Raw genomic sequence first — 20,102 nt, forward strand, 5'->3', positions numbered from 1 at the left:
AGCCGATGGGACCACATGGTCCGTCTCGGTCGCACCCCCGCCGCGCCCCGTCCGGTTCCGGTCGTCATCCTCGTCGTCGCCCTCGCCTTGGGGTCCGTTGCCGGCTGCGCGTCCTCATCGGGTTCCAGCCAGGCAGAGTACGTCGTCGCCGCCGACGGGATCTGCCAGAGCACCGACGACCGGCTCGCGGACCTCGAGGAGACCTACCAGGAGGAGTTGCGCGGTGGTGACGACGCGGCGCCGGACGCGGCGCCGACGGTCGACCCCCGTCCGGAGCGCTGGGTGCGGGCCCGGGTGATCCCCCAGTACAAGCGCCTCGACGGCGGGCTGCGCGGCATCACCCCGCCCGGCGACGACGCCCGCTACCTCGCCGACGTGTACGACGACCTGACCGCGCTGATCAAGGAGCTGAACCTCCGGCCCGGCCAGGGGCGCGACCTGATCCGGGAGGACGAGGAGCTGCGCACGCGGTTCTCGACCTACGGCATGAAGGTGTGCGGCCGGATCTGAGCCCCGGTCGCGGTGTGGGCGCGCCCGGTGCGGTGCCCGACAGGTAGGTTCCCATCGTCCTGTCCGCATCAGAGGAGACCGTCGTGCCCGCCACCGTCCTGGTCGGCACCCAGTGGGGTGACGAGGGCAAGGGCAAGTTCACCGACCTCGTCGCCAAGGAGGCGTCGATGGTCGTCCGCTACCAGGGCGGCCACAACGCCGGCCACACCCTGGTCGTCGACGGCGAGCAGTTCGCCCTCCAGCTCCTGCCCAGCGGCATCCTCTACGACCACATCACCCCCGTCATCGGCAACGGGGTGGTGGTCGACCCGCAGGTGCTCATCGCCGAGATGGACACCTTCGCCCGCCGGGGCGTCGACGTCTCGCGCCTGCGGGTCAGCGGCAACGCCCACCTCATCCTGCCGTTCCACCAGGAGATCGACCGCCTCACCGAGCGCCGCCTGGGCCGGGCCAAGCTGGGCACGACCAAGCGGGGCATCGGGCCGGCCTACGCCGACAAGTCGTCGCGGGTGGGGCTGCGGGTGCAGGACCTGCTCGACGCCAAGATCTTCCGGACCAAGCTGGAGGCCTTGGCCAAGGAGAAGAACCAGGTCCTGGCCAAGGTCTTCAACCAGCTGCCCCTCGACGTCGACGAGATCGCCGATCGCTACCTCGACGAGTACCTGCCTCGAATCCGGGACCACATCGCCGACACCGTCAACCTGGTGCACGACGCCCTCGATGCCGGCCAGCACGTGCTCTTCGAGGGGGCGCAGGCCACGTTCCTCGACCTCGACCACGGGACCTATCCGTTCGTCACCTCGTCGAACCCGGTCGCCGGCGGGGTCTGCACGGGCGCCGGCGTCGGCCCCCGCTACATCGACCGCGTGGTCGGCGTGGCCAAGGCCTACGTCACCCGCGTCGGCACCGGGCCCTTCCCCACCGAGCTGGCCATGTCGTATGACGCCATCGGCGGCAAGGACCGCGAGGGCGTCGACGCCGAGGAGGTCCGGATGGGGGACCACTTCGTCGACGTGGGCCGGGAGTACGGGGTCAACACTGGCCGTCGCCGTCGCCCGGGCTGGTTCGACGCGGTGATGCTGCGCCATGCGGTACGCCTGAACTCGCTGTCGGAGCTGGCCATCACCAAGCTCGACATCCTCGACGCGCTCGAGACGGTGAAGCTGTGCGTCGCCTACGAGGTCGACGGCCAGCGCACCACCCAGCTCCCGTACCACCAGTCGGATCTCCACGCCGCCCGTCCCGTCTACGAGGAGATGCCCGGGTGGCGGACCGACCTCACCGCCGTCACCGAGGCGTCGGACCTGCCGGCCGAGGCGGCCGCGTACCTCGATCGCCTCGAGTCCGAGGTCGGCGTCCCGGTCGCCCTGGTGGGCACCGGGCCGGGCCGCGACCAGTTCGTCCACCGCCGCGACCCGTGAGCTCCCCGTCCCGAGTGGTCACCCCCTCGTACCGGTACCGGATCTGGGGGTGGGAGCACCCACTATCCCGACCAGTTCGTCCACCCTCGCCGCCAGATGTGCGGGCGTGCCCCCTGCGGACCGCGTCCCCCTCGTACTGGTACGGGATCTGGGGGTGGGAGCACCCGATCTCCCGACCAGTTCGCTGCGGTGGGTCGACGTGAGGGTCTGCATCGTGGGCTCCGGAGGGCGCGAGCACGGCTTGGCGATCGCCCTCGGGTGCACCGCCGAGGTCGTGGTGGCGCCCGGGAACCCGGGCATCCCGGATTCGGTCGCCACCGACCCGGAGGACCTCGAGGCCGACCTGTTCGTGATCGGACCGGAGCAGCCACTCGTCGACGGCCTGGCCGACCGGTTGCGGGCGGCCGGCCGACGGGTGCTCGGCCCCGGCGCGGACGGAGCCCGCGTCGAGGGGTCCAAGGCCTACATGAAGGAGCTCGTCGGCCAGGCGGGCGTGCCGACCGCCCGCTACGGCGTGTTCTCCGAGGTGGACCCGGCGCTGGCCTTCCTCCAGACGCTGCCCGGGCTCTACGTGGTGAAGACCGATGGACTGACCGCCGGCAAGGGCGTGCTGGTCACCGAGTCCTTTGAGGAGGCCGCAGCCGACGTGCGCGACAAGCTCTCGGGCCTGTCGTTCGGCGCCGCCGGGCGCACGGTGGTGATCGAGGAGGGCCTCACCGGCCCCGAAGCATCGGTGTTCGCCATCTGCGACGGCACCCGGGCCGTGACCCTTCCGCCGGCCCAGGACTTCAAGCGCCTGGGCGATGGCGACGCGGGGCCCAACACCGGGGGCATGGGGGCCTGGTCCCCGGTGCCGGTCGCCGGGGTCGAGCTAGGCGACGAGGTGGTCGCACGCTTCGTCGAACCCACCCTCGCGGCCCTTCGCGCCCGGGGCGTCGACTACCGAGGCGTGCTCTACGCCGGGCTGATGCTCACCCCCGACGGCCCCAAGCTGATCGAGTACAACGTCCGCTTCGGAGACCCCGACTCCCAGGTGGTGCTCCTGCGGGTCACGTCCGACCTGGCCGAGCTGCTGGCCGCCGCGGCCGACGGTGACCTCGGCCGGGCCCCGCCGGTCACCACCACCGACGACGTCGTCGTGGCCGTGGTGGCGGCCAGCGACGGCTACCCGGTCGCGCCCCGCACCGGCGACCGGATCGAGGGATTGGAGGCGGCTCGGGCGATCGACGGGGCCGAGGTGCTCTGCGCCGGCGTCGCCCTCGACGACGAGGGGCACCTCATCACCGATGGCGGCCGGGTGCTGAACGTCGTCGGCCGGGGCCCCGACTCCGCCACGGCGCGCCGGCGCGCCTATGAGGCCATGGCGTGCATCTCGTGGCCGGGCCTGCACCACCGCGCCGACATCGCGGCGCCCTGACCGACCCGCCACCAACTGGTCGCGATCGACGTTGCTGGGCGGGCGGGTTCCGCGACCAGAACCAGGGTTGCCGGGAACTGGTCGCGAAAGGCGTTGCGGGGAGGACGGGTTCCGCGACCAGAACCAGGGCTGCTGAGAACTGGTCGCGATCGACGTTGCGGGGACGACGGGTTCCGCGACCAGAACCAGGCTGCTGTCGCGACCAGCTCAGGCGGGGGCGGGGGTGAGCGCCATGACGTCGGCGACCAGCTTGTAGCTGCGCATCCGGTGGTCGGGGCCGTGGGCCATGGTGGTGATCATCAGCTCCTCGGCGCCGGTGCGGTCGGCCAGCTCGAGGAGGCCGGCACGGACGCCGTCGGGGGTCCCGATGACGTGGTTGCGGCCCCAGCTCCTCGCCGTCTCCGCCTCCAGCGGTGAGTAGCTGTGGGCGGCCGCCTCCTCGGGGGTGGGGTACACGTCGGGCCGGCCTTGGCGCAGGCGGGCCATGGACAGCTTGCCGGGGCCGGCGATGTACTGGGCCTCGTCGTTCGACGGCGCGCACAAGACGTTGACGCCCAGCATGAGGTACGGCTCGTCGAGCACCGCCGAGGGCTGGAACGCCCGGCGGTAGGTCGCGACGGCGACATCGGTGTTGCCGGCGGCGAAGTGGTGGGCGAAGGAGAACGGCAGGCCGAGCGCCCCGGCCAGGTGCGCGCTTTGGTCGCTCGAGCCGAGCAGCCAGATGGCCGGCTGGTAGCCCCGGCCGGGGGTGGCCACGATGCGTCCGAAGGGGTGGTCGTCGGGGAACGTGCCGTTGAAGTAGGCGAGCAGCTCGCCGAGCTGGTTGAAGTACTCGTCGTCGCCTTCGCGTCGCGTGCTGCGCCGGAGAGCGGCGGCAGTCACCTGGTCGGTGCCCGGCGCCCGGCCCAGCCCCAGGTCGATGCGCCCGGGGTGGAGGGCCTCGAGCATGCCGAACTGCTCGGCGACGACCAGGGGCGAGTGGTTGGGCAGCATGACGCCACCGGACCCGAGGCGCAGGGTCGTCGTGTGGGCGGCGAGGTGGGCGATGAGCACGGGTGGTGAGGAGCTGGCGATGCCGGGCATGTTGTGGTGCTCGGCCACCCAGTAGCGGTGGTAGCCGAGCCGCTCGACCCCCTGGGCCAGAAGCCGGGAGGAGGCGAGGGCGTCGGCAGGGGTCGAGCCGCGACCCACGATCGAGAGGTCGAGGACCGAGAGGAGCGGGTGCGACATGGGGCGGGGTCTCCGGGTGCGGTCCGCTCGCAGAGGGGAGGCGGACACCAGGGGGCAACGCCCCACGACTCTGGGCTCTTCCGCCGCCCTCCGGCCGGGGCGCGAGGCGGGTCAGGGCGGGCCGGCCGTCGGGTGGCGGCGCCGGGGCTACGGTCCGGGCCATGTCCACGTACAAGGTCGCGGTGCTCATGGGTTCTCCGAACGACGGCGAGAAGATGGCCCCGGTGGCCGCCACGCTCGCCGGCTTCGGCATCGAGGCGGACGTCCGCGTCCTCTCGGCGCACCGCACGCCCACCGAGGTCGCGACCCTCGCCGCCACCGCCCGCGACGAGGGCTTCGCCGCGTTCGTCTGCGGCGCAGGGATGGCGGCCCACCTCGCGGGCGCCGTCGCCGCCCACACCACCCTGCCGGTCGTGGGCGTCCCCCTTTCGCGCGGTGCCCTCAACGGCGTCGACGCGCTGATGAGCACCGTGCAGATGCCCCCGGGCATCCCGGTCGCCACGGTCGCGGTCGACGGCGCCGTGAACGCCGCTCTCCTGGTCGTCCAACTGTTGGCCGTCGGCGACGCCGCGCTCGCAGACCAGCTGGCCGAGGATCGGGTGGCGCGAGCCACGCCGGTCCCGTCCTCGACCTGAGGTCGGGGTGGCGGCCGATCAGGCCGGGCGGAGCCGGCTCCGCAGCGAGCGGCGCGGACGGGAGCCGTGGGCGTCGACCGACGGGAGCGGCGTGCGGGTGAGCCCGCCGGCGGTGACGACCGCGCCACGCCGGTGCTCGTTGCGCTCCGCCCGGCGCTCGGCCTTCTCGATGGTGCGGATCTCGCGGGCCGAACGCACCTTGGGCGCACCAGAGGATCGACGCACGCCGGAGCGCCCGATGGCACACGAGATGCACAGCGCGGGCTTGCGGGGGCCCCAGGGCGTGACGAGGCATCCGTCGCAGTGCCAGCGGCCACACTCGTGACAGAGGCGCTCGGCGGTCTCGAAGGGGTGCAGGACGCAGCTCTCGTGCGTGGGCGCGTCTGCACCGAGGCCGATGGTCACCACCCCCCATCGGACGGGTCGTCCCGCCCTTGAGGAAGGGGAGCGGCGGCGGGACCGCCGGTACGATCGGCAGGTGACCGCAACGCCCCCCAACGTGCTCGCCCTGCGGTACGCCAGTCCGGCCATGGTCGACCTCTGGTCGCCCGGGACCAAGGTCGTCCTCGAACGTCGGCTGTGGTTGGCGGTGCTACGAGCCCAGCGCGACCTGGGCGTCGCGGTGGCCGACGGGGTGATCGAGGCCTACGAGGCGGTCGCCGAGCGGGTCGACCTCGGGTCGATCGCGTCGCGGGAGCGGGTCACCCGCCACGACGTGAAGGCCCGCATCGAGGAGTTCTCGGCCCTGGCCGGCCACGAGGCGATCCACGCCGGCATGACGTCGCGCGACCTCACCGAGAACGTCGAGCAGCTCCAGGTGCGCGATGCCCTGCGCCTCGTCCGCCGCCGGCTCGTCGCGGTGCTGGTGCGCATGGCCGCTCGCGCCGCGGAGCACGAGACGTTGGTGATGGCGGGCCGCAGCCACAACGTGCCGGCCCAGGCCACGACGCTCGGCAAGCGCTTCGCCAACGCCGGGCAGGAGACCCTGCTCGCCCTCGGTCGCCTCGACGACCTCCTCGCCCGCTACCCGCTTCGGGGCATCAAGGGCCCCGTCGGCACCCAGCAGGACATGCTCGACCTGCTCGGGTCCGACGCCGCTGTCGACCACCTCGAGACCGAGGTGGCCGCTGCGCTGGGCTTCGACGCCGTGCTCACCAACGTGGGCCAGGTCTACCCGCGCTCGCTCGACCTCGACGTGGTGGCGGCTCTCGTGCAGGCCGCCGCCGGTCCGACCAGCCTGGCCACCACGATCCGCCTCATGGCCGGCCAGGAGCTCGTCACCGAGGGCTTCGCTCCCGGCCAGGTCGGCTCCTCCGCGATGCCCCACAAGATGAACACCCGCTCTGCGGAGCGGATCTGCGGGCTCTCCGCCGTCCTCGGGGGCCACCTGGCCATGGTGACGGCCCTGGCCGGAGACCAGTGGAACGAGGGCGATGTGAGCTGCTCGGTCGTGCGGCGGGTGGCCCTGCCCGATGCCTTCTTCGCCGTCGACGGCGTGTGCGAGACGGCCCTGACCGTGCTCGACGAGTTCGGCGCGTTCCCCGCGGTGGTCGAGCGCGAGCTCCAGCGCTACCTGCCCTTCCTGGCCACCACCAAGGTCCTGATGGCGGCGGTCCGCGCCGGCGTCGGGCGCGAGGTCGCCCACGAGGCCATCGGTGACCACGCCGTGGCCGTCGCCCTCGAGATGCGGGAGAAGGGCGCGGCCGACAACGACCTGCTCGACCGGCTCGGCGCCGATGAGCGCCTCGGCCTGGGGGCCGAGCAGGTGGCTGCGGTGGTCGCCGAGCCGCTGAGCTTCGTCGGCCGCGCCCCGGCCCAGACCGCGGCCTTCGTCGCGGAGGTCGGCGCCCTGGCCGCGGCGGATCCCGACGCCGCCGCCTACGCACCGGCGCCGCTCCTCTAGCCGCGACCGGCCCGGTAGGTTCTGCATCCGTGCCCGAGATCGCCCTTCCCCACCTGTCCTCCGGCAAGGTCCGCGAGATCTACGACGCCGGTGACGACCGGCTCCTGCTCGTCACCTCCGACCGGGTGTCGGCCTTCGACGTGGTGATGGCCGAGCCCATCCCCGACAAGGGTCGGGTGCTCACCGCCATGTCCGCGTTCTGGTTTGAGCACCTGGCCGACGTGGCGCCCGGGCACCTGATCTCCACCGAGCTGGACGACCTGCCGAGCGAGGCCCGTGACCCGTCGCTCGCCGGGCGGGTGATGCTCTGCCGCCGGGCCGAGATGCTGCCCATCGAGTGCATCGTTCGCGGCTACCTCACCGGTTCGGCGTGGAAGGAGTACCGCACCTCGGGCACCATGCACGGGGCCCCCTTGCCCGAGGGGCTGCAGGAGTCCGATCGGCTGCCCGAGCCGGTGTTCACGCCGTCGACCAAGGCCGCGGTCGGCGATCACGACGTCAACCTCTCGTTCGAGGAGGCGGTCGGGCTGGTGGGTCGCGACCTGGCCGAGCGGACCCGCGACGTCTGCCTCGAGCTTTACCGCCGGGGGGCGGCGTGGGCCGCCGAGCGGGGGATCGTCATCGCCGACACCAAGTTCGAGCTGGGCCTGATCGACGGCGAGCTGATCGTGGCCGACGAGGTCCTGACCCCGGACTCCTCGCGCTTCTGGCCGGCGGACTCCTGGCACCCCGGCACGACCCCGCCGTCGTTCGACAAGCAGCCGGTGCGCGACCACCTCGAGACCCTCGACTGGGACAAGACCCCGCCGCCGCCCCGCCTGCCCGACGCGGTCGTGGCGGCCAGTGCCGCCCGCTACCGCGAGGCCTACGAACGCATCACCGGTCGGGCGCTGGCGGACTGGCCCGGCGGCACGTGAGCTGAACCACGACCCGTGCTCGCTCGCCGCTACCGTTCGGTCATGGCGCCCCGCCGGATCGAGCTCCGCCACGAGTGGGGCCACCACCCGCTCTGGGACGTGGACCGCGACGTCGACCTCGACCCGTCGAGCCTGGGCCTCCCCGCATCGGTCGTGGACCGACTCGACGCGTGGGCCGCCCGGTGGGACACGACGTTCGATCTGATCGCGCCCGACCGCCGCAAGGTGGAGCACTTCGTGATCGAAGAGCTGGGCCGCGACGGCGCGCGGCTCTGGCGGGCCCTGCTCGGTCTGCTCCCCCCGTCGGAGGTGACCTTCTCGTTTGTCCACGAGCAGGTCACCTACCGCGACGCCTCCGAGCTACCGGTCGAGTGGCGCTTCGGGGTAGGTCCGGGGCCCGAGCGGGCGGGGGTGCTCCGGGCCCACTGGCGTTCGGAAGCGCGTCGGCCGGTGTGCCACCATGACCGCCATGCGGTTCGACGTGCTGGTGGAGGTGAGCCCCCGCCAGGGCGTGGCGGACCCCCAGGGCCAGACCATCGAACGCTCGTTGCCGGCGCTCGGCTTCGACGGCGTCACCGGGGTGCGGGTCGGCAAGGCCATCCGGTTCCAGGTGACCGCGGACTCCGAGAGCGCGGCGCGGACCGAGGTCTCCGACATTTGCGCCCGGTTCCTCACCAACCCGGTGATCGAGGACAGCGACGTGTCGCTCACGGCCGCGTCGTGACCGCGACCGTCGGGGTCGTGCAGTTCCCCGGCTCCAACTGCGAGCACGACGCCGTGGAGGCGCTCAGGTCCCTCGGCGCGGAGGCCCGGCTGCTCTGGCACGGCGACGCGACCGTCGACGGCGTCGACGCGGTCATCGTCCCCGGTGGCTTCGCCCACGGTGACTATCTGCGCCCCGGCGCCATCGCCCGCTTCTCGCCGGTGATGGACGCCGTCGCCGCCTTCGCCGGTGCCGGCGGGCCCGTCGTCGGCATCTGCAACGGGTTCCAGGTGCTCACCGAAGCCGGGCTCCTACCCGGTGCTCTTCACAAGAACGAGGGCCTTCGCTTCTTGTGCACCACTGTAGAGCTGCGCGTCGAGAGCACCCGCTCGGTGCTCACCGGCGCCGCGTCGGTCGGCGATGTGCTGCGAGTGCCGATCAACCACTTCGAGGGCGCCTTCACCTGTGATGACGAGACCCTCGCCCGGCTGGAGGCGAAAGACCAGATCGTCCTCCGCTACGTCGACAACCCGAACGGGTCGAGAGCCGACATCGCGGCGGTCAGCAACGAGGCCGGCAACGTCGTGGGCCTGATGCCGCACCCCGAGCGGGCCGTGAGCGAGCTGCTCGGGTCGGTCGACGGCATCCCGCTGCTGCGCTCGATCATCGGGCGCGCCAGCGCACCCGTCGCCTAGCGCTCGGCTGATCTGAGGTCTCCTCCCGCTCGGTCCCAAGTCCCTCCGACCCCGAGCAGGACTGATGAGGGTCAGCGGCGACGGGAGATCCCAGCCTTCTCGAGCAGAGCCGGCGCCACGCCGGACTTCCGCCACACGGCGTAGCTGATGCCCTTGCGCTCGCCGTAGGCGGCGGCGTGGGCGACGAAGTCTCCCTCGACGGCACTGAGGTCGACGGTGGGCTGCTTGGTGCGCAGCTCGCGCTCGAGGTCCTGCTTCTCCTGACGGAGGTTCAGCGTGGCGATGGCATCGGCATCGGCCAGCTCGGCCTCGATGGCATCGATGCGGTCCTGGATGGTGCTCGCCGTGCGCTGGCGACCGCGCTTGGGCTTGTTCGCGGCGAGCGCCTCGAGGTACCTCGACACTGCTCTTGACTCCACCCGCCCTTGGGCGATGGCGGCCTTGTGCTCATCGGACATGGTGCGCTTGGACGGTGTGCTCTTGGCTGTCTTCTTGGGGGGCATCGCGCCAGCCAATCACTTCTATTCGCTCGGGACAAGTCAATCGAAGAGGGAGGAGTGGCTTGAGGCTTTGGTGACCGAGAACGAGGATGTTGACCACCATGAGATGGGCGCTTCTCATTCAGCGGTGTCGCGCCGGAACCGAGAGATGCGAGAGCCGGACGCCGGCGCCGCTCGCGACCGGCTTCCCGGCCGCGGACCCGTCCCGGTAGGTTCATCCCACGTGACCGAGACCGAGGGACCCTCCATCCACCAGGCCCTCGGCCTCACCGACGATGAGGCCGGCGACATCACCGACATCCTCGGACGGGCTCCCAACCACCTCGAGCTGGCCATGTACGCGGTGATGTGGTCCGAGCACTGCTCCTACAAGTCCTCGCGCCTGCACCTCCGGCGGCTCCCCACCGAGGGCGAGGGCGTCCTCGTCGGACCCGGGGAGAACGCAGGCGTCATGGACGTGGGCGACGGCATCGCCGCCGCAATCCGCATCGAGAGCCACAACCACCCGTCGTTCATCGAGCCCGCACAGGGCGCGGCCACCGGCGTCGGCGGCATCCTGCGCGACATCTTCACCATGGGGGCCCGTCCCATCGCCCTCATGGACCCGCTCCGCTTCGGTCCCCTCGACGACGCCCGCAGCCGCTGGGTGGCCGAGGGCGTCGTGTCGGGCATCTCCTCCTACGGGAACTCCGTCGGGGTGCCCAACGTGGGCGGCGAGGTCGACTTCGACGCCTGCTACCAGGGCAACCCGCTCGTCAACGTGCTGTGCCTGGGGGTGCTGCCCACCGATCGCCTCGTGCTCGGCGCCGCCACCGGTCAGGGCAACCTGGCTGTCCTGCTCGGGTCGGCCACCGGCCGCGACGGCATCGGCGGGGTCAGCGTGCTGGCGTCGGCCGGCTTCGACGAGACCAGCGAGGACAAGCGCCCCTCGGTGCAGGTCGGGGACCCCTTCGAGGAGAAGCGCCTGATCGAGGCCTGCCTGACGTTGCTCGACGCCGGGCTGGTCGTCGGCATCCAGGACCTCGGCGGCGCCGGTCTGACCTGCGCCACCAGCGAGACGGCCTCCCGCGGGGGCGTGGGCATGGACGTCGATGTGACCGCCGTGCCCCGGCGAGAGCACGACATGGAGCCCTTCGAGGTCCTGACCAGCGAGTCCCAGGAGCGGATGCTCGCCATCGTCACCCCTGACGGCCTCCCCGAGGTCCTGCGCCTCTGCGCCCGGTGGGAGGTCACCGCCAGCGTCATCGGCCGGGTGACCGAGGGCGGGCGCCTGCGCATCCGGGACGGCTTCGACGGCGAGGTGCTGGCCGACGTGCCCGCCAGCAGCCTCCACGACGCCGCCCCGCTCTACGACCGGCCCCGGGCGGCCCCCGCCGATCGCACCTCCCGGGTGGCCGAGGACCCCGGTGTCCCCGAGCCGGGCGAGTGCACGGTGATCATGCGGGACCAGCTCTGCGACACCAGATGGGTGTGGTCGCAGTACGACCACCAGCTGTTCCTCAACACCGTCGAGGCGCCCGGCGGCGATGCCGCCGTCCTGCGGCTGAAGCACCCCACCACCGGCGTCGACACCGGCCGGGGACTGGCTCTCACGACCGACGGCAACCACCGGTGGTGCGCGGTCGACCCCCGGGTCGGCACCGCGGCGACGGTGGCGGAGTCGGTGGTGAACTTGGCGTGCGTCGGAGCTCGTCCCATCGCCGTGGTCAACTGCCTCAACTTCGGCAACCCTGAGCACCCCGAGGTCATGTGGCAGCTCTCGGAGGCCATCGACGGGATGGCAGAGGCGTGCCGGGCCTTCGGCCTGCCCGTCGTGGGCGGCAACGTGAGCCTCTACAACGAGACCGCCGGCGTCGACATCGACCCCACGCCGGTGATCGGCCTGTTGGGTGTGGTCGACCGGCTCGACCGTCGCCCGCCCGGCGTCACCCTGGTCGAGGGCCACCACCTCCTGCTGCTCGGCGAGCAGCCGGGCGGATCGCTCGCCGGGTCGACCTGGGCCGCGTCGGCCGACCGCCGAGGTGGCGTGCTCGACCCGCTCGACCTGGGCGCGGTGACCCGTCTCGCCGTCCTGGTCCGCCAGCTCGTGAACGACGGCGAGCTCAGCGGGGCCCACGACGTCGGCGCCGGGGGTCTCGGCCTGGCGCTGGCCGAGATGGCCGTCCGCTCCGGCATCGGCATCGGCGTCCACGGCGTCGACGGCGTCGCCGACCTCCTGGCCGAGATGCCGGGCCGGGTGGTCATCTGCGTGCCCGCCGAGAGCTCGTCGCGGATCGCAGAGCTGGCGGGCACGCCGCCGGCTGCGGTGCGGACGACCTTCCTGGGGCGGGTCGGCGGCGACCGCATCGGCATAGAGGGGCTCGTCGACCTGGCCCTCGACGACGCCATCCGCGCGTGGCGCGACCGCATCCCGGCCGCGCTCGACGGACCGGTCGCGTCGGCGTGACGATGTGAGGGCCGGAGGTGGGGAACGCGACCGTCGCGTGCGATCATGGATGTCGTGAGGGATCCCTTCGACGACTCGCCGAAGGAGGCCTGTGGCGTCTTCGGCGTCATCGACCGGACCGATCCTGTCGCCCACCTGACCTACCTGGGGCTCTACGCGCTGCAGCACCGGGGTCAGGAGTCCGCCGGCATGGCCGTCAGCGACGGCGACTACGTCACCGTCGTGCGCGACATGGGCTTGGTCTCGAACGTCTTCGACGACCGCACCCTGGCCCCGCTCACCGGGCACCTGGCCATCGGCCACACCCGGTACTCGACGACCGGGTCGAGCACGTGGGGCAACGCCCAGCCCGTCTACCGCAACGTCGGCGACCACCAGTTCGCCCTCGGTCACAACGGCAACCTCACCAACACCGCCGAGCTGGCCGACGAGCACGGGATGCTTCCCGGTACGGTGTCGAGCGACAGCGACCTGGTCGCCGAGCTCATCGGCCACGAGCTGGCGGTGGCCGCCGACCACGACAACCCCGACGCTCTCGAGCACGCCCTCCTGGCCGTCCTCCCCCGGCTCGAGGGGGCGTTCTCCTTCGTGCTGATGGACACCCACCGGGTCTACGGCGTGCGTGATCCGAACGGCCTGCGCCCCCTCTGCCTCGGCCGCCGCGACAACGGGTGGGTCGTCGCCTCGGAGAGCCCGGCGCTCGACATCGTCGGCGCCGAGATGATCCGCGAGGTCGGCGCCGGTGAGGTCGTCGCGCTCGAGGCCGGCGCCACCCCCCGCTCGGTCTGGCCGTTCGCGCCCGAGCGGATCGACCCCACGCTGTGCCTCTTCGAGTTCGTCTACTTCGCCCGGCCCGACGCCCGGCTGTACGGCCAGAGCGTCCACCACGCCCGAGTGCGCCAGGGTGAGGCCCTCGCCGCGCAGGCACCGGTCGAGGCCGACATGGTGATGGGCGTGCCCGAGTCCGGCGTGCCCGCGGCCGAGGGCTACGCCCGTGCCAGCGGCATCCCGTTCGGCCAGGGTCTGGTCAAGAACCGCTACATCGGTCGCACGTTCATCGCGCCGACCCAGGAGATGCGGGCTCTCGGCGTCCGCATGAAGTTCAACCCGCTCCGCGACAACATCGAGGGCCGTCGCATCGTCGTGGTCGACGACTCGATCGTCCGGGGCACCACCCAGCAGCAGATCGTGAGGATGCTGCGCGAATCTGGCGCCCGTGAGGTCCACCTGCGGGTGACGTCGCCGCCGGTCAAGTGGCCGTGCTTCTACGGCATGGACTTCGGGGACTCGAAGGAGCTGCTGGCGTCCAACATGAGCGTGGAGGAGATCCGGGACCACCTCGGCGTCGACAGCATCGCCTTCATCGAGATCGACCGCCTTCGGGCCTCCACGGGAGCGGCGGAGGCGGGGTTCTGTGATGCCTGCTTCACCGGCGCCTACCCCGTCGAGGTACCTGTCGAGCTCACCAAGGGCGTGCTCGAGGACGGCACCGTCACGCACGACGAGCGGACCACGTCGGTCGCCGCAGGAGCGGTGCTCGGACAGCCTTCCCTGTTGCCGGCCGACGACGCCCGCCGCACCGGCTGAGGGGGACCCGAGCACCCATGAGCGAGGACGGAGTCGAGCGCGCCTCGACCTACAAGGACGCCGGGGTCGACATCGCCGCCGGAGAAGATGCGGTGGAGCGGATCAGGGCCAAGGTCCGGTCGACCTTCCGGCCCGAGGTCATCGGCGACATCGGCGGCTTCGGCGGCCTGTTCTCATTCGCCGGGCACCGCTACGTGCACCCGGTGCTGGTCTCCTCCACCGACGGGGTCGGCACCAAGGCGCTGATCGCCCAGGCCACCGGCCGCTTCGAGACCATCGGTGTCGATCTGGTGGCCATGTGCGTCGACGACATCGTGTGCGCCGGCGCCGAGCCGCTGTTCTTCCTCGACTACATCGAGGTGGGCACGCTCGACCCCGACCACATCGAACAGCTCGTCGAGGGCGTGGCCGAGGGTTGCCGCCAGGCCGGGTGTGCCCTCATCGGCGGCGAGATGGCCGAGCACCCCGGCGCCATGGAGCCCGGCGAGTTCGACCTGGTCGGCTTCGCCGTGGGCGTCGTCGAGCGCGACCTCATGCTCGGCCCCGAGCGCGTGCACCCCGGCGACGTGGTGATCGGTCTGCCCTCGCCGGGGCTGCGATCGAACGGCTACTCGCTGGCCCGCAAGGTGCTGCTCGACCAGGGCGGCCGCCGCCTCGACGATCCCGCCTTCGAGGGGGCCCGCCACTCCCTCGCCGATGAGCTGCTCGAGCCGTCGGTCATCTACGCACCGGCGATCCGGGCTCTCCTCGACGCCGTCGACGTGCACGCCATCGCCCACGTCACCGGCGGCGGGCTCCCGGGCAACCTGCCCCGCTCACTGCCCAAGGGCTGTGACGCCGTCGTCGACGAGAGCGCGTGGGAGGCGCCCCGCATCTTCGGCGAGATCCAGCGCCTGGGCGCCATCGGCGACGACGAGATGCGCAAGGTGTTCAACCTCGGCCTCGGAATGGTGGCCATCGTCGCCCGCGAGGACCTCTACCGCGCCCTCGACACGCTGCGCGCCGCCGGCCACCGGGCCGTCGAGATCGGTCACGTCGAGCGCGGCCACGGCACCCTCCGCTACGCCTGAGCGCCCTCCGCGGCCATCGGCGATCCAACTTTGTACGGGTGAACGCTCCACCAAGGGTCGAGCGTCCGCGTCACGCGGCGGCGCAGCTCCCGCCCTCGGTCACTCGTTCCAGGCGACGGAGCACCAGTGGCGCTGCTCGCAGGCGGGGCACCGCATCCAGTGCCCCCGTCGACGGCCGGGCACCCACACCGAGAGGGTGGCGAGGCGCATGGCCACATCGGTGAGCGAGACGCGGGTGCGCACCTGGCAGCCGCCGCACTCGACGACCGCCGAGCCGGCCTGGCGGGGGCCGGTGGAGTAGAGGGCGTCCTTGCCCTCCTTGGCGTCGCCGCTGCGGATCGTGTCGCGCGCGGCGTCGACGGGCATCTCGAACAGCGCCCGGCGGCCCTGGGGGTCGAGGCGACGGTTGCGGCCGCGAGTCGTCGGCGTCTCGTCGCCGCGGTCGGGCGTCTCGGCCGGCGGGGTCACGATGCCGACCTCCCCTTCTTCTTCCTCGACGGCTTGGGCGTGGGGGCGAAGATCACCTGGGCCAGCTCGCGGTAGGCCACCGCGCCGCGGGACGTGGGGGCGTGCTCGAGCACCGAGCGACCCTGACCGGGTGCCTCGGCGACCTTGACCGACTTGGGCACCGGCGGGTCGAAGACCTCGAGGCCGTGGTTGGCCCGGACCTCCTCGACCACCTGGCGAGCCAGCTTCGTGCGCCCGTCGAACATGGTGGCGATCACGCCCCGGACCTCGAGGTCGCGGTTGGTGTAGGACCGCACGTCGTCGATGGTCTCCATCAGCTGGCCCACGCCCCGCTGGCCGAGCGCCTCGCACTGCAACGGGATCAGCACCTCCTGGGCGGCGGTGAGGCCGTTGATGGTGAGGATGCCGAGCGAGGGCGGGCAGTCGATGAGCACCACGTCGTAGTCCGCAACGATGCGTTCGAGGGCCTTGCGCAGGACGTACTCGCGACCGGTCTTGGTGAGCAGGTGCATCTCGGCGCCGGCCAGATCGATGGTCGACGGCAGCACGGATAGGCCGTCCACCTCGGTGGCGGCTATGGCGTCGGCGGCCTTGGAGCGTCGCAGCAGCACCTCGTGCATCGAGCGTTCGAGGCCGTCGGGGTCGATGCCGCAGGCCCAGGTCAGCGACGCCTGGGGGTCGACGTCGACGAGCAGCACCCGGCGTCCGGACTGGGCCAGCGCGACCCCCAGCGAGTGGACGGTGGTGGTCTTGGCCACGCCCCCCTTCTGGTTGGCGACGGCGACGACTCGGGTCATGGGAGCGAGTGTGGCACGGGTCGTACTGTCGCGGCCATGTCCGACGTCTCCACCTCGGGGACCGAGCTCCCGACCTGCGAGTTCCCGGCCCTCCGTGACCACCTCCTGGCCCACAGCGTCCAGCGCGGCGACTTCACCTTGAAGTCCGGGAAGCGCTCGGCGTGGTTCATCGACGCCAAGGCCACCACCTGCTCACCGGAGGGGATGGTCCTCGTCGCCGACGCCCTGCGCCCCGGTGACAAGGTGGCGATCACCGAGGACGCGGTCACCCGCGGCGTGTCGATGCTCGAGGCCGTCGAGGTCATCCGAGCGGTCGGGGGCCGAGCCGGTGCTGCTGGTCCCCGTCGTCGATCGGGGGGGCACCGTCGAGGCCATGGCCGCGGAGGCCGGCATCGCCCTCCGGGCCCTCGTCACCGCTCACGATCTCGGCTTCTCCTACGAGCGCCCCGACCGTTGAAGCGCAACACCTCGTTCTGGCTTCGCTCCTGCGCCCATGGGGCCCACCAGTTACGCCAGAAGGGGAGATCAGTGGATCGAGCCGGCGGGGGCGACCCACTCCGTTGGTTGGCCGGTGACCTCGGCGATCACGTCGAAGTCACGTGCCAGGTACTGGGCGGTCAGATCGTGACGAACCCGAGGGCGCGGGCCGCTTCGGCCTGGTGGAGGTCTCGCGACGCCACGTGGAGCGTGGCCCCCGGGTCGAGCAGAGGTACGGCGCCGATGCGGGCGCAGGCGAGGTGGAGGGCATCGAGGGCTCGCAGGCCGTGGGCCATGATGATGGCGTGGGCTTCGGCCTCCATCGCGCTCTGATCTGGCGTCAGGAGCGTCACCGATCCCTCGACCGACAGGTCCTCTTCGAGGACGGGCAACGAGAGGGCCGGGTCACAGCGTCCGGCGGTCGCGGCGCGGAGGATCACGGACGTCGCCTCAAGCCGCGCGAGGGACGAGCTCACCAGCAGCACGTCGTCGTCGGTGAGCAGCCCGAGGGCGTCGTCGTGGTCCGGTTCGTCGGCGAGGTACGCCCGTACCAGAAATGAGGTGTCGACGTAGACGAGCATCAGCGCCCGTCGGCGAGCAACTGGTCGAGGATGGCGCCTCGGCCGCGAGTGGCGGCGAGTGCGGCCTGGCGATCGGGCGGTGGAGCCGAGGCGGATGGACCCGGTGAGGCGGGCTCGGCGAGGACCCCGAGGGCGCGCGCCCGGGCGCGCAGCGCCTGGCGGGGGGACGGAACAGCGGCGTGCCGCTCCAGCACCTCGTTGGCGATCGCGTTCACGGGACGACCCTCGGATCGGGAGCGGGCGGCCAGCCGGGCGTGGAGGTCTTCGGGCACTCGGAGGAGGAGCTGCTTGGCCATGCCGACGATGCTATCAACCGGTTGATAGCAAGGCGGCCGGCCGTCGTCGTCCTGAGCACCCGTTGCCTCCCCATCCCTGCAAAGCGTGTAGACGCCCGGTCTACACCGGTACAGTGCCTCCATGGAGACGACCACGATCAGGGTGGACGTGGAGACGCACCGGCGTCTTCGAGCCCATGCCCGGGACGAGGGGCAACCGATGATGGACGTCGTCCGTGCCGCCCTCGACGCACTCGAACGGGCCCGGTTCGCGGAGCGGGTGCGCCACGAGCTCGCCGACCTCCGAAGCGATCCCGTGGCGTGGGTCGAGTACCTCGCCGAGGGCGACGCGCTGCCGGTCGGCGATGGCATCGATTGACGAGGTCTGGCTGGTCGACTTCGGCGATCCCCACCCCGGAGAGCCTGCTCATCATCGCCCGGCCGTGGTGATCGGTCCTCCAGACACGTTCGGACCGGAGTTCCCCTGTGGTCCGGCGCCTGCTCGGCCACTGACGGCCGGGCGGCCCACCTCTGCGGTTGCTGGTGGGCCAGACCCCAGAACGCGTGCGTTCGCCCGAACGAAGGTCAGCGGCTGAGCACCGTGTCGGTGTCGCGGCCGCTGCGGAGGACCGTCCCGGGGAGGGCGTCGGTGGCCTCGTTGTCGACCACGGTGACGACACCGTTGACGAAGACCCGCGTCACGCCGTGGGCACCGGCGGTGAGGCGGGGCGAGTCGCCCGGCAGGTCGTGCACCAGCGTGGCATGCTCGGCGCCGACCGTCTCGGGGTCGAACACGAAGATGTCGGCGCAGCCGCCCTCCACCAGCGTGCCCCGGTCGCGGAGGCCGAACAGCCGGGCCGGCACCTCGGTCATGAGCTGCACGGCCCGCTCGAGGGTCACCAGCCGGCGGCCCCGCAGGGTGTCGGCCAGGAAGCGGGTCGGGAACGGCGCGCCGCACATGCGGTCGAGGTGGGCGCCGGCATCGGAGCCGCCGAGCATGGCCCGGTCGTCGGCCCAGGTCCGGCGGCGCAGCTCCCACGAGGCGTCGTCGCCGTCGGGCGGGATGGGCCAGAGGATCGTGCGCAGGTCGTCGGCCACCACGATGTCGACGAGGGCGGCGAAGGGCTCCTGCCCCCTCTCCTCCGCGATGTCGCCCAGGCGCCGGCCCTTCAGGCCCTCGTTGGCCTCGGAGTAGGTGTCGCCGATGACGTAGTTGGCGAAGTCGGCCAGCCGCTTGAACACGCCGGCCTCGTCGGAGGCGGCCCGCTCGAGCATGTGGGCCTGGGTCTCGGGATGCTGGAGCTTCGCGATGCGCTCGGCAACGGGCAGGCGGAGGATCTCTCCCCAACCGGGGATGAGGAACAGCCCGCAGTGGGTGAGGAAGCTCATGTTCATGGGCACCTGCACCGGCAGGGTGAGGGCGACGAGGCGGCCGCCGCGCGCCGCGGCGACCGCGTCGGCTCCGAGCTGGCGGGGGATGCGACCCGGCTCCCGGGAGTCGATGGTGAGCACGTTCCAGTTGAGGGGCCGCCGCGCCGCGGCCGACATCGATGCGAAAAGGTCGATCTCGTCGTCGCTGAAGCGGTCGAGGCAGCCGTCGGTCATGCCCTCGAGGGTGGTGCCGTCGTGCTCGCCCACGACTCCACACAGCGCCAGCAGCTCCTCCGTGGTCGACCAGCGCGAGGCCACGGGCTGACCGTCGCCGTCGGAGTGGGTGCGGCTCAGCGTGGTCGAGAAGCCCAGACCACCGGCGGCCAGCGAGTCGGCCAGCACCGTGCGCATGGCGTCGAGCTGCTCGGGCGACGCCTCGTGACCCACGGCGTTCGCGCCCATGACGTAGCGGCGCAGGGCACAGTGGCCCACGAGGAAGCCGGCGTTGACCCCGATGCCGCCCTCGAGCTTGTCGAGGTAGTCGCCGAAGGTGTCCCAGTCCCAGGGCACGCCCCGCTCGAGGGCGGCGACCGACATGCCCTCGACGCTGGCCATCATCTCCCGCGTGTAGGCGGCGTCCTCCGGGCGCAGCGGGGCGAGGGTGAAACCGCAGTTCCCGCTCACGACGCTGGTCACGCCGTGGACGTTGGACGGCGTGGCCCAGGGGTCCCAGAACAGCTGGGCGTCGTAGTGGGTGTGGGGGTCGATGATGCCGGGTGCGACGACGAGCCCGGTGGCGTCAAGGGCCTCGACCGCGTCCTCTGTGATCGAGCCGAGGTCGCCGATGGCGACGATCCGCCCGTCGCGCACGCCCACGTCGCCCGTGCGTGGTGCCACGCCGGTTCCGTCGACGACGGTCCCGCCGGTGATGAGGTGGTCGAGCATCGGAGCCTCCCGGCCGGAGCGGCCGACATCTGACGACCCGTCAGGTTAGCGGCCTGAGCCGCCGCTGCCGACCGGAGCTGGCCCGGCCTCGCGGAGCGGGACCGCCAGGTGGCCCGATGACCGTCACTGTCGGGTCGGGGTCGCCCGGGTCGCG

At 72.1% G+C, this 20,102-nt stretch carries 21 protein-coding genes; 13 read left to right on the forward strand and 8 right to left on the reverse strand.

Annotated elements, in window-relative coordinates:
- Positions 1-15 precede the first annotated feature (15 nt).
- The 3 genes from VNL12_RS09490 (at position 16) to purD (ending at position 3,348) form a co-directional block, all read left to right on the forward strand.
- Complete coding sequence (locus tag VNL12_RS09490) at positions 16-510, forward strand: hypothetical protein (RefSeq protein WP_325593905.1); 495 nt, start codon at positions 16-18, stop codon at positions 508-510.
- An 83-nt stretch (positions 511-593) separates the two neighbouring features.
- Complete coding sequence (locus VNL12_RS09495; protein WP_325593906.1) at positions 594-1,931, forward strand: adenylosuccinate synthase; 1,338 nt, start codon at positions 594-596, stop codon at positions 1,929-1,931.
- A 214-nt stretch (positions 1,932-2,145) separates the two neighbouring features.
- Positions 2,146-3,348 carry a phosphoribosylamine--glycine ligase gene (gene purD / locus VNL12_RS09500; protein WP_325593908.1) on the forward strand — a complete coding sequence of 401 codons (1,203 nt, stop codon included), beginning with the start codon at positions 2,146-2,148 and terminating at the stop codon, positions 3,346-3,348.
- A 207-nt stretch (positions 3,349-3,555) separates the two neighbouring features.
- Here the strand turns inward: purD and VNL12_RS09505 are convergent, their stop codons facing one another.
- Positions 3,556-4,578, reverse strand: coding sequence for an LLM class flavin-dependent oxidoreductase (locus VNL12_RS09505; RefSeq protein ID WP_325593910.1), 1,023 nt, complete (start codon positions 4,576-4,578; stop codon positions 3,556-3,558).
- Positions 4,579-4,739: 161 nt separating this feature from the next.
- Between VNL12_RS09505 and purE the strand changes: the two genes are divergently transcribed.
- The gene (purE, locus tag VNL12_RS09510; RefSeq protein WP_325593912.1) at positions 4,740-5,213 is read left to right on the forward strand and encodes a 5-(carboxyamino)imidazole ribonucleotide mutase; all 474 of its coding nucleotides are present in this window, start codon (positions 4,740-4,742) and stop codon (positions 5,211-5,213) included.
- Between the two features lie 18 nt (positions 5,214-5,231).
- Here the strand turns inward: purE and VNL12_RS09515 are convergent, their stop codons facing one another.
- Positions 5,232-5,618, reverse strand: a complete 387-nt coding sequence (locus VNL12_RS09515) for a hypothetical protein (RefSeq protein ID WP_325593914.1) — start codon at positions 5,616-5,618, stop codon at positions 5,232-5,234.
- Between the two features lie 124 nt (positions 5,619-5,742).
- Between VNL12_RS09515 and purB the strand changes: the two genes are divergently transcribed.
- The 4 genes from purB (at position 5,743) to purQ (ending at position 9,431) form a co-directional block, all read left to right on the forward strand.
- Complete coding sequence (gene purB / locus VNL12_RS09520) at positions 5,743-7,116, forward strand: adenylosuccinate lyase (protein WP_414654870.1); 1,374 nt, start codon at positions 5,743-5,745, stop codon at positions 7,114-7,116.
- Between the two features lie 29 nt (positions 7,117-7,145).
- The gene (locus VNL12_RS09525; protein WP_325593918.1) at positions 7,146-8,033 is read left to right on the forward strand and encodes a phosphoribosylaminoimidazolesuccinocarboxamide synthase; all 888 of its coding nucleotides are present in this window, start codon (positions 7,146-7,148) and stop codon (positions 8,031-8,033) included.
- Between the two features lie 469 nt (positions 8,034-8,502).
- Positions 8,503-8,757: a phosphoribosylformylglycinamidine synthase subunit PurS gene (gene purS, locus VNL12_RS09530; RefSeq protein ID WP_325593920.1), complete on the forward strand. Its 255-nt coding sequence runs from the start codon at positions 8,503-8,505 to the stop codon at positions 8,755-8,757.
- Entirely contained in the window at positions 8,754-9,431 is a 678-nt protein-coding gene (gene purQ, locus VNL12_RS09535) for a phosphoribosylformylglycinamidine synthase subunit PurQ (RefSeq protein WP_325593922.1), read from the forward strand. The genes purS and purQ overlap by 4 nt, the downstream gene beginning before the upstream one ends.
- A 71-nt stretch (positions 9,432-9,502) precedes the next feature.
- On the opposite strand, the gene VNL12_RS09540 is transcribed toward purQ, so the two are convergent.
- Positions 9,503-9,934 (reverse strand): hypothetical protein, encoded by a 432-nt coding sequence (locus tag VNL12_RS09540; protein ID WP_325593924.1) that lies wholly within the window; start codon positions 9,932-9,934, stop codon positions 9,503-9,505.
- 220 nt (positions 9,935-10,154) lie between these two features.
- Between VNL12_RS09540 and purL the strand changes: the two genes are divergently transcribed.
- From purL to purM, 3 genes are read left to right on the forward strand one after another with little or no spacing between them, the layout of a single operon-like run.
- Entirely contained in the window at positions 10,155-12,377 is a 2,223-nt protein-coding gene (purL, locus tag VNL12_RS09545; protein WP_325593926.1) for a phosphoribosylformylglycinamidine synthase subunit PurL, read from the forward strand.
- A gap of 45 nt (positions 12,378-12,422) precedes the next feature.
- Positions 12,423-13,964 (forward strand): amidophosphoribosyltransferase, encoded by a 1,542-nt coding sequence (purF, locus tag VNL12_RS09550; RefSeq protein WP_349257828.1) that lies wholly within the window; start codon positions 12,423-12,425, stop codon positions 13,962-13,964.
- A gap of 17 nt (positions 13,965-13,981) precedes the next feature.
- On the forward strand, positions 13,982-15,034 hold the full coding sequence (gene purM / locus VNL12_RS09555) for a phosphoribosylformylglycinamidine cyclo-ligase (RefSeq protein WP_325593930.1): 1,053 nt from the start codon (positions 13,982-13,984) through the stop codon (positions 15,032-15,034).
- A gap of 99 nt (positions 15,035-15,133) precedes the next feature.
- Here purM and VNL12_RS09560 read toward each other — a convergent pair whose 3' ends face one another.
- Positions 15,134-15,502: a hypothetical protein gene (locus tag VNL12_RS09560; protein WP_325593932.1), complete on the reverse strand. Its 369-nt coding sequence runs from the start codon at positions 15,500-15,502 to the stop codon at positions 15,134-15,136.
- The gene (locus VNL12_RS09565; protein WP_325593934.1) at positions 15,499-16,299 is read right to left on the reverse strand and encodes a ParA family protein; all 801 of its coding nucleotides are present in this window, start codon (positions 16,297-16,299) and stop codon (positions 15,499-15,501) included. The genes VNL12_RS09560 and VNL12_RS09565 overlap by 4 nt, the downstream gene beginning before the upstream one ends.
- 328 nt (positions 16,300-16,627) lie before the next feature.
- On the opposite strand from VNL12_RS09565, the gene VNL12_RS09570 reads away from it, so the two are divergent.
- Positions 16,628-16,756: a hypothetical protein gene (locus VNL12_RS09570; RefSeq protein ID WP_325593936.1), complete on the forward strand. Its 129-nt coding sequence runs from the start codon at positions 16,628-16,630 to the stop codon at positions 16,754-16,756.
- Positions 16,757-16,916: 160 nt separating this feature from the next.
- Here the strand turns inward: VNL12_RS09570 and VNL12_RS09575 are convergent, their stop codons facing one another.
- Positions 16,917-17,357 (reverse strand): type II toxin-antitoxin system VapC family toxin, encoded by a 441-nt coding sequence (locus VNL12_RS09575; protein ID WP_325593938.1) that lies wholly within the window; start codon positions 17,355-17,357, stop codon positions 16,917-16,919.
- A complete protein-coding gene (locus VNL12_RS09580) occupies positions 17,357-17,653 on the reverse strand; it encodes a hypothetical protein (RefSeq protein ID WP_325593940.1) in 297 nt (98 codons plus the stop codon). Before VNL12_RS09580 ends, VNL12_RS09575 begins: the two co-directional genes overlap by 1 nt.
- A gap of 121 nt (positions 17,654-17,774) precedes the next feature.
- Here VNL12_RS09580 and VNL12_RS09585 point away from each other — a divergent pair, with 121 nt between their 5' ends.
- On the forward strand, positions 17,775-18,011 hold the full coding sequence (locus VNL12_RS09585) for a hypothetical protein (RefSeq protein WP_325593942.1): 237 nt from the start codon (positions 17,775-17,777) through the stop codon (positions 18,009-18,011).
- A 206-nt stretch (positions 18,012-18,217) separates the two neighbouring features.
- Here the strand turns inward: VNL12_RS09585 and VNL12_RS09590 are convergent, their stop codons facing one another.
- Positions 18,218-19,948, reverse strand: coding sequence for an N-acyl-D-amino-acid deacylase family protein (locus VNL12_RS09590; protein WP_325593944.1), 1,731 nt, complete (start codon positions 19,946-19,948; stop codon positions 18,218-18,220).
- Between the last annotated feature and the right edge of the window lie 154 nt (positions 19,949-20,102).

The sequence above is a fragment of the Iamia sp. genome, from assembly GCF_035575815.1.
GTDB lineage: Bacteria > Actinomycetota > Acidimicrobiia > Acidimicrobiales > Iamiaceae > Iamia.

Excerpts from the sequence above, each read along its gene's own strand:
- purE (WP_325593912.1), top strand. The coding sequence starts at position 4,740 with ATGTCCACGTACAAGGTCGCGGTGCTCATGGGTTCTCCGAACGACGGC.
- VNL12_RS09540 (WP_325593924.1), bottom strand. The coding sequence starts at position 9,934 with ATGCCCCCCAAGAAGACAGCCAAGAGCACACCGTCCAAGCGCACCATG.
- purF (WP_349257828.1), top strand. The coding sequence starts at position 12,423 with ATGGATGTCGTGAGGGATCCCTTCGACGACTCGCCGAAGGAGGCCTGT.
- VNL12_RS09575 (WP_325593938.1), bottom strand. The coding sequence starts at position 17,357 with ATGCTCGTCTACGTCGACACCTCATTTCTGGTACGGGCGTACCTCGCC.
- VNL12_RS09505 (WP_325593910.1), bottom strand. The coding sequence starts at position 4,578 with ATGTCGCACCCGCTCCTCTCGGTCCTCGACCTCTCGATCGTGGGTCGC.
- VNL12_RS09490 (WP_325593905.1), top strand. The coding sequence starts at position 16 with ATGGTCCGTCTCGGTCGCACCCCCGCCGCGCCCCGTCCGGTTCCGGTC.
- purM (WP_325593930.1), top strand. The coding sequence starts at position 13,982 with ATGAGCGAGGACGGAGTCGAGCGCGCCTCGACCTACAAGGACGCCGGG.
- purB (WP_414654870.1), top strand. The coding sequence starts at position 5,743 with ATGGTCGACCTCTGGTCGCCCGGGACCAAGGTCGTCCTCGAACGTCGG.
- purS (WP_325593920.1), top strand. The coding sequence starts at position 8,503 with ATGCGGTTCGACGTGCTGGTGGAGGTGAGCCCCCGCCAGGGCGTGGCG.
- VNL12_RS09580 (WP_325593940.1), bottom strand. The coding sequence starts at position 17,653 with ATGGCCAAGCAGCTCCTCCTCCGAGTGCCCGAAGACCTCCACGCCCGG.
- VNL12_RS09565 (WP_325593934.1), bottom strand. The coding sequence starts at position 16,299 with ATGACCCGAGTCGTCGCCGTCGCCAACCAGAAGGGGGGCGTGGCCAAG.
- VNL12_RS09590 (WP_325593944.1), bottom strand. The coding sequence starts at position 19,948 with ATGCTCGACCACCTCATCACCGGCGGGACCGTCGTCGACGGAACCGGC.
- VNL12_RS09585 (WP_325593942.1), top strand. The coding sequence starts at position 17,775 with ATGGAGACGACCACGATCAGGGTGGACGTGGAGACGCACCGGCGTCTT.